This is a genomic window from Chryseolinea lacunae (assembly GCF_016735595.1).
GTDB lineage: Bacteria > Bacteroidota > Bacteroidia > Cytophagales > Cyclobacteriaceae > Chryseolinea > Chryseolinea lacunae.
Window position 1 is genome coordinate 1 of sequence record NZ_JAERRB010000024.1, and the last position, 7,639, is coordinate 7,639.

Consider the following 7,639-nt stretch of genomic DNA (forward strand, 5'->3'; position numbering starts at 1 on the left):
GTGCTCATTGATCGCCTTCGCTATCTGTGTCTCTGTGAACTTTGATTTTTTCATCGTCTTAACCATTTAAAATTGAACATTTGTATTCAACTTTCAAATGGCCGAACTTCAGGGGAGCTTACACCATGAACTTATCCTTCGAAATGGCTGTAGGCTCGTGAGATTTAGCCTTAGAGACAGGTGCCCCCTTTAACTTGAAGAGAATGTCTTTCGAATAAAGAATCGCAATAGCGACAACATAATAACCAGCCGCTACGCTTCCGATTACAAACAGGTACTCCTGCCACGAAATTGATTTGAACATAGAACCTCCGTTTTTGAATTACGGAGGTAAAGGTGTACTACCTCAAAAAGAAAAGATACACAGTTGGGTCACAGGTGGGGACGATTTATTCTAAATCACCGGGATATTCTCAATGTCGCTCTTACTTAAGACTTTTGAACATACGCCATGCGAGTTTGCTCGAACCCATGCCTTACCTTCTTCAGAAACAAGAAAGTGGAACACTCTTTTATTAATAACAGAATCACCTTTGAGTACATATATACAATCTGATACAGGAACGCGCCCCTCATTTATAAAAGCTGCCTTCCCAACACACCCACGGCCAACTCGTACTATAATTACGTCACCTGGCTCGGCCATAACGTACTTATTATATTTTCTCGTTGTCTTAAAACTTAAGATGTCTCCGTTCTTAAAAGTTGTCGAATGCAAAAAACTATCCTTTTTATTCTGGAGGTCCTTATGAGTCAAGTTTCCTCGAAACACCGATATATTGTATTCTCTAATTGATGCACGACCTCTCGGAACTGACAAATTATATTTGTGAAATGAATAATCCATACGGTCTTCCAAACTCCCAAGATCCACTTCGATTTGGTTTGAACACTTGCCATCGATACCTGAGATCAGCATAGGAATATTTGGATTCTCGGATCCATTTTTTCGCAAATACAAAATGTGAGTCTTTGCCTCTGTTTTAGAAAAAATACCCGAAGGGAGCTCGATAAGCGCATTGATTCTATATGCACTAAGAATACTTGCGCGAAAAGCTAAGAAGTCTTTTCCAGTCATTATTGAATCCGGTAAAATTATTCCTAATTCTCCGCCCTCCCTTAGCAACTTCATATTCTGTGCAAGGAAAATAATATCAGACGTTATTTTCTTAAGATTTAAACAGTCGTACAATCCAGTCTCAAATAATAATTGAGCGTAGGCATCTTTATCTTTAATGAATTGGTAAGGCGGATTACAAACAGCAATATCTACAGTTTTTTTGGGTAAATACAACGATTTTTCGATATCCATCTTTAAGCCATTTGCGTGATGGACCTTTATAAATGGATAGTTTTGAGTGATGCTTTTTACATTGCTCTTATCTATATCAACACCCACAAAGTCTGTTGTTGTACCCCAGCGGTCGTATGCAGCCCTTATCAGAGATCCTTGGCCGACACCTAAATCCAAAACTGTTGAAGGTGCGGCAACCTCGAGATAATCCACCAGCAATTTTGAAAATATGTCTTCTGTATAAAATTGTGAAAGAGAGTTCATCTACTTTAGTTGATTTCTATGTTGTACAAATTCCATGACAAAATTTCTTTCGTTCTGCCTCTATCCTTCGTTGGGTGATCATATAGGACTCCGATATTTGGATTATTAATTGCGAACAGTGCAGTTCCAATCGATGTAGGCTTTGTGCCGATTGGAGCAACAAACATGCTTTCGTTTTTTTGGATACCACTTTTAATCTCCTCTAAAGCAACATACGCGCTTAGTGGATTATTAGCTCCACAATAATGTATTCCACCGGAAATCTTCCGATCATTCATTGTACCAATATTATTTGCGAAGGAATCGATCTCCCAACCTGACTTGAATGCAGGGACGCCAAAAACCACCACGCACTGCTTTGGATTGATCATTTGATAATCCTCCATAGCCCTATCTAGTCTTGATGACTCGAACCCGACAAAGAATACGACCTGTTGATCTATCTCATCACTGAGTATTTTTGAAAATCCCGGTATCGCCTTGTATCCAAGAACCTCGCCAGAGAGATCGAACTCCCTTCTATGCATTACTAGACTTTTACTCTTGCGTTTATAACCCCCGGGTTCAAGGTATAAAATTGAAAATGATGTACTCCCAGCAATCTTCAAAGCATTTAATACTGTCAAAATTTCTACGAACCCCATAGTGGTAGCCTCAAGTAGAATAGAGCCATTTATGTATTGTGACAAATGCTTTGGTAAGTCATCAATAGAAACAGTATTACCATCGATTATGAATTCAAATTCATTGGCGGAGTATACAATTTTCATGACGCTCTTCGCCACAGAGTTCACATACTTAGCGGCTTCGGTACCGCGATCATCTAAATGATCGCCAACAAAAGCTAGGTCCCATTGATTGCGTGAAAACACAGGGCTATCATCGTGTTCCATCTGTATTGTCATACTAAAAGAGTTTAAGCCCAGAGAATAGTGTCATTGGCGATTCCTTCACATCCACATTCCATTCTTTGATATAACGCTTGAGTAAACTTTCGAATTCCTGCAAACTGCCTTGGGTAAGTGTGGCGAATTCGTCAGTTCGAAAATCGAGTTTGCGTTTCTTCCTGTAGCTTATATGAAAATACGGTGCATAGATAGGATTCAAAACATATTCTGAATCCTCTAAATGCAAGTCAGACTTCTGCTTAGTCGACTTTGTCTCAAATAGAACAGACCATTTTGTTGCTTCTTCGAGAAAATTCTCTTGCTCATCTGTCAACTGCTTAGATCCTTTTGAAATTGAAAAATGATTTTGCTCGGGCTCGCTTTGCGCAGGGCGTTTGTGAGCTTGATGAAATATTGTTCCGATCCGCATTACGAATGCATGTAACTGATTACCGTGTTTTCCAAAGGTTTTAATTTCGCCTAAAAAAGCTGTACTCGCTTGAAGAGCGGCATCAGCTTGTTCACGAATGGTAATGGATTGGCCGGAAAAGAAATCATCGAGAGAAATATCGGCCCTGCTAATTGATTTGTGGCAAAGCTCAATTAAGTGCCGAATGTTACCATGTGACATCTTGCAAAATGTCTTAAAGCCAGAGTATAATGGGCAAATTCTATTCAATGGTTCATACATATAGAGGATACAACCAAATAGATTGTTATGAATCCATCCGGTGTCTCCGGAAAACTTATTATCCTCTCCCGCCTTTAACTTATTCAACTGCACGAGAATATCCTCTGGCCTCGCTTTTTCCCTATTAAGCAAGGCGGGTAACACTACCAACGCCTCTGGTGGTGTATCTTTGACGAATTGATCAAATATTGACAACGAATTCTTTTTCTGGAGTGCGCTTTCAATTTGCTTAATGACACGATCAGAGAGGACTTTATCGTTTATCATTTCGGCCGCCACCTGCTTTGGTGGAACCGATGGGAATACCCTATTTGCAAAACTTAAAACAGTCTTCTTATAAGCATCAGTTTTGCGACTCTGTAATTTGGAAACGTCCCTTAAATCACTCGCCAGCACTGGGCTATTTTTAAGTCCATATTCTAACAGTCGGATGATCAAAATTTCTGCCGCAAAAACGTCAAAGCTCTGTTCTTCTTCATAGAAAATTTCCAAGTCAAAAAGCCTATAATCGTGTATGTCAGATAACGCCTCATTGCCGATGGTCCTTCTTTCCTTAAAAGCGTTTCTCTTCATCGCGAGATTGAAAACAAGTGGAGCTTCGCTATGTTTTAACCATGTATTAATGATGCGCTGTTGATATGGCAACAAGTTTTCGTATTCATCTAAATAGACAGAGAATACTGAGTTCTTAAGCACTGCGACTTGCTCAGTAATGATTTTTATCAACGCTTCTAGGAAGCGCTTCGACAAGAAAATTGGCGACTCAAGCCGGTTGATATTATTCAACCATGATTCAAATTGCCATAATTTATTCAACAGAACATTTTTAAGAGTATCGAAATCTGCGGGCAGTTCCGAATCAAAGTTTTTGAGTTGTGAAAAATTGATCAGCCGAATTTTGTCATAGTTGATACTATCGAAACTTGAACTTGATATCGTCTCAAGGCTTTTAAGTATTTCTAACCCAATCAGCAAGGAGGTCATGTGCTCAAACGCAGGACGCCACTCTTCTTCTTCCTTGTTCCTTTTGGACATCATACTCACAAACTGAGTATCTACCCTCCAATAAAGGCCCACATGAAGAAAGTCCTCTGCGCTTAACTCCTTCCTAGATTGTGAGAACATAGTCTGATGGGAAAGGTACCGCAAGAGCATAGTCTTGCCACAACCTCGACCTCCTATTATAACTCGGGGCTTTTTTGCCTTAATCAAATCCAATTGGTCAAAGAAGGGTGGGATCACAAACTTTTCCCAAAGATCGTAGCCCAATTCTTCGGCTCTGTTTTTTGCCAGCGGTCCATCTTTATAATTAGACATTATCGATTAATTAAGGGGTTCCAGTTATTCTCAGAAAAATGCAAGATACCTAAGGAATTGTCGGGTATTGCATGGTTGAAGGCGAAGGTCAATTCCAGGTTTCCATAACCAAACTCACGGTCGTCATCTAAATTGAAGCCCTTCTTTCTTAGCATGTCAAGGTAAAACGCGCGCGCAGTGGTTACGCCATTGTTCCCATCATCGAAACATTGATTAAATAGTGAATTGGAATCATCTAAGAGCTCAGCCTGAATGATATGAATATAGGGACAGTAATCCTGAATTTCTTTCACACCTTTATAGTGTGCGACTAAAGGTGCATATATCACACAGCATTGCGTCAGCAGGGCTTCATAACTAAATTCTTGGCGAACTTGATGTAGGACTCCATTGAATTGATCGCCTGTACCCAAAAAATCATCAACAAAAATGAATTCACGAACACCGGAATCAAAGGCAGTTTTAATGTCGATTGGTTTGATTATATAATTTTGATTTAACTGATGAGCCCGCTTTAAGATTCTTGCTACAATCGATGCGCTCTTAATTGGTGAATCTTCCTGCCGCATAACAGAGACCAACCTCACCTTGGGGTCAGTTACTTGTTTTAATCTTGCAATAAGATTGGTATCAACAGGAAGCTTTTTCCTTCGGACAAGGTTTGGAATTTCCTTATAAAAGAGCTGAAAAAACAATGATTCCGTTTGCTGCTCTGATCGAAAGATTAGGCAATCTAGGACGCATGCTGCAAAGTAACGCTCTTCGTCAGTTGAAAAATTATTTAGCCACTTACGCAGTTGATTCTTTTCGATCCCGTCCCAAATGTTCAGGTCAATGAGATTATTGCAACGTTCTCTAATTGAATCATAGTAAATCTGGCCATGAAGAGGCACAGTAAAAACATTCGACATAGGCAGGTCACGGGGTTTACAGCAAAAACCCACTTTTCCAGCGCTAACGAAGGAAAAATGGGCTCGAAACAAAGATACAATTTCTATGTGCCGACACAAACGTAAACGATACCCTACTTGATAAGGTCAGCCTTTTTAAGATTTTGCAAAGCTTTTTCGGTCTTCTCCTTAAACGGCACTACTGCCCCTTTCTTCAACTTCCCAATGAAATTCTGAAGCTCCCCAAGGTTCTCCGATTTCAATCCCTTCTTATCTTTTACCACTGTTCTCATTGTCTTCGTTTGATGGTTCAATTTACGATTTCCTTCTTGTAATTAAAAGATATTCGAAATCCATTCCCGGCTCAAAAACCTCGATTTTGCCTCGAATTAAGCCTTTTACCACATAAACAGGCTCCGATGTGCTTCCAATGCCGTTGCACCAGGCCTCTGTAAATTGCCAACCGTTGCCTCGTACTTCCCTGTATGTATACCGTGGCGTCTGGGTGAACTTCAAAGAAGTCTGTTAAGGTAGATGGAGATTCCGAGTAAGCTGACCACCAATTTCCGGATCAAAGTGACCACCTGATTTCGCGGTAAAGTGACCACCAATTTCCGCGTCAAATTGACCACCAAAAATTGAGTTAAAAAAGTATCGAGATCGGTTGACCAAAGGTTGATTGAATGGGCTACTTGTGCCTGACGTAAATCAATCTACACATGGCCAATAACCCGATCCATATGAGTAAACTCAGAAAGGTAATTAAACTGTATTGTCAGGGACAGAGCAAGCTTCAGATCAGCGCAACGACCAGCATATCGCGTAATACTGTTAAAAAGTATATCCGTGTATTTTCCGGGCTTAAAACCACTTGGGAACAGATTAACCAACTGCCAGACAAGGAGCTCGATGAACTATTCTGTAAAGAGCCAGAGGCGATCGTAGATGATCGCCTTCTACCTCTTCATGATTTTCTAAAGCAGCAGGAAAAGCGATTGCGTCAGCGTGGCGTTACCCTGCTACGCTTGTGGAACGAATATCACGCTCAATATCCTGAGGGCTTTAGCAGAACTTCCTTTTATCATCAATACAACCTCTGGAAAAAACGTGTACATCCCAGCATGCACATGGCGCACAAGCCTGGAGACAAGATGTTTGTTGATTATACGGGCGAGAAGTTGCAGGTAGTCGATGCTGATAGTGGTGAAGTGAAAACAATGGAGGTCTTTGTCGCTATTCTTGGAGCTAGTCAACTCACCTATGTAGAAGCTGTAGAGAGCCAGCGTGTAGAGGATTTTATCGGTTGCTGCGAAAATGCAGTACGCTATTTTGGCGGCGCGCCTAATGCAATTGTTCCGGATAATCTCAAGTCTGCAGTAATCAGAAGTAATCGTTACGAACCTAAGCTCAACGAAAACTTTGAAGCTTTTGCTGATTATTACGGCATGGCTGTTCTTCCGGCTCGTGCCTATAAGCCCAAAGACAAAGCATTGGTAGAGGGAGCAGTAAAAATCACCTACATACGCATTTTTGCTTCCCTGCCGGAAAAGCTCTCTACTTCGCTGGAAGAACTCAACGCACGGATCAGAGCATTGCTGGAAGTTCATAATCGAACTGCTTTTAAAGGACGCAGTTACTCACGCCAGGAACAGTTCGATGAGATGGAGCGCGCTGCGTTGCAGCCTTACCAGAAAAACGTTTTGAACGTAGGTCCTCATCAGTAGCCACCGTGATGAAGAACGGACATGTATGCTTAAGTATCGATAAACATTACTATAGTGTACCGTATGGCTATATCAGCAAAAAAGTGCGGGTGCTTTACAGCAAATCCAAGGTTGAGATCTTTTATAAATATGAACGTATAGCTGAACATGAACGCGTGCGTAGTGCTCACAACTATACGACAGATCCCGCTCACATGGCTACCCAACACCAGGTATTGGCTGAGTGGAACCCCGATTACTTCCTCTCGCAGGCCCGCAGTATCGGCAAAGAAGTAGAGTACATCGCTCAAGTTCTCAACAAGAAGCCACACCCTGAACAAGCTTACAAATCCTGTCAGGGGATATTGTCCTTTGGCAAGCGTGTTGGTCACCAGCGATTGATCAAAGCCTGTCAACGTGCCCATGCCTATGGGTTGTATCACTTCAGAGCGATTGAAGATATTCTTAACCGCGGACTGGATCTGTCTGATCTGGAAGAAGACCGACAACTCCCCATGCCAGAACACGAGAACATCCGAGGCAAAAACTACTATCAGTAATAATGTTAAATCTTAATCACAGTAACTATGAAT

Annotated in this window: 7 protein-coding genes and 1 pseudogene; 2 read left to right on the plus strand and 6 right to left on the minus strand. The window is 41.2% G+C overall.

From position 1 onward, the window contains the following. Positions 1–394: 394 nt before the first annotated feature. The 6 genes and pseudogenes from JI741_RS32290 to JI741_RS33255 all read right to left on the minus strand — a co-directional run. Complete coding sequence (locus JI741_RS32290; protein ID WP_202016718.1) at positions 395–1,558, minus strand: N-6 DNA methylase; 1,164 nt, start codon at positions 1,556–1,558, stop codon at positions 395–397. 5 nt (positions 1,559–1,563) lie between these two features. Next, on the minus strand, positions 1,564–2,463 hold the full coding sequence (locus JI741_RS32295; RefSeq protein WP_202016719.1) for a hypothetical protein: 900 nt from the start codon (positions 2,461–2,463) through the stop codon (positions 1,564–1,566). Between the two features lies 1 nt (position 2,464). Next, positions 2,465–4,453, minus strand: a complete 1,989-nt coding sequence (locus JI741_RS32300) for an ORC-CDC6 family AAA ATPase (RefSeq protein WP_202016720.1) — start codon at positions 4,451–4,453, stop codon at positions 2,465–2,467. Then, complete coding sequence (locus JI741_RS32305; RefSeq protein WP_202016721.1) at positions 4,453–5,364, minus strand: phosphoribosyltransferase-like protein; 912 nt, start codon at positions 5,362–5,364, stop codon at positions 4,453–4,455. Before JI741_RS32305 ends, JI741_RS32300 begins: the two co-directional genes overlap by 1 nt. A gap of 113 nt (positions 5,365–5,477) precedes the next feature. Further along, complete coding sequence (locus tag JI741_RS32310) at positions 5,478–5,636, minus strand: hypothetical protein (RefSeq protein ID WP_202016723.1); 159 nt, start codon at positions 5,634–5,636, stop codon at positions 5,478–5,480. A gap of 71 nt (positions 5,637–5,707) precedes the next feature. Then, positions 5,708–5,863, minus strand: a pseudogene (locus tag JI741_RS33255) (hypothetical protein); the annotation flags it as partial. 220 nt (positions 5,864–6,083) lie between these two features. On the opposite strand from JI741_RS33255, the gene istA reads away from it, so the two are divergent. Together istA and JI741_RS32320 are read left to right on the plus strand one after the other, a co-directional pair. Next, positions 6,084–7,067, plus strand: a complete 984-nt coding sequence (gene istA, locus JI741_RS32315; RefSeq protein ID WP_202016724.1) for an IS21 family transposase — start codon at positions 6,084–6,086, stop codon at positions 7,065–7,067. Between the two features lie 8 nt (positions 7,068–7,075). Further along, the gene (locus JI741_RS32320) at positions 7,076–7,606 is read left to right on the plus strand and encodes a Mu transposase domain-containing protein (protein ID WP_202016725.1); all 531 of its coding nucleotides are present in this window, start codon (positions 7,076–7,078) and stop codon (positions 7,604–7,606) included. The last annotated feature ends 33 nt before the right edge of the window (positions 7,607–7,639 follow it).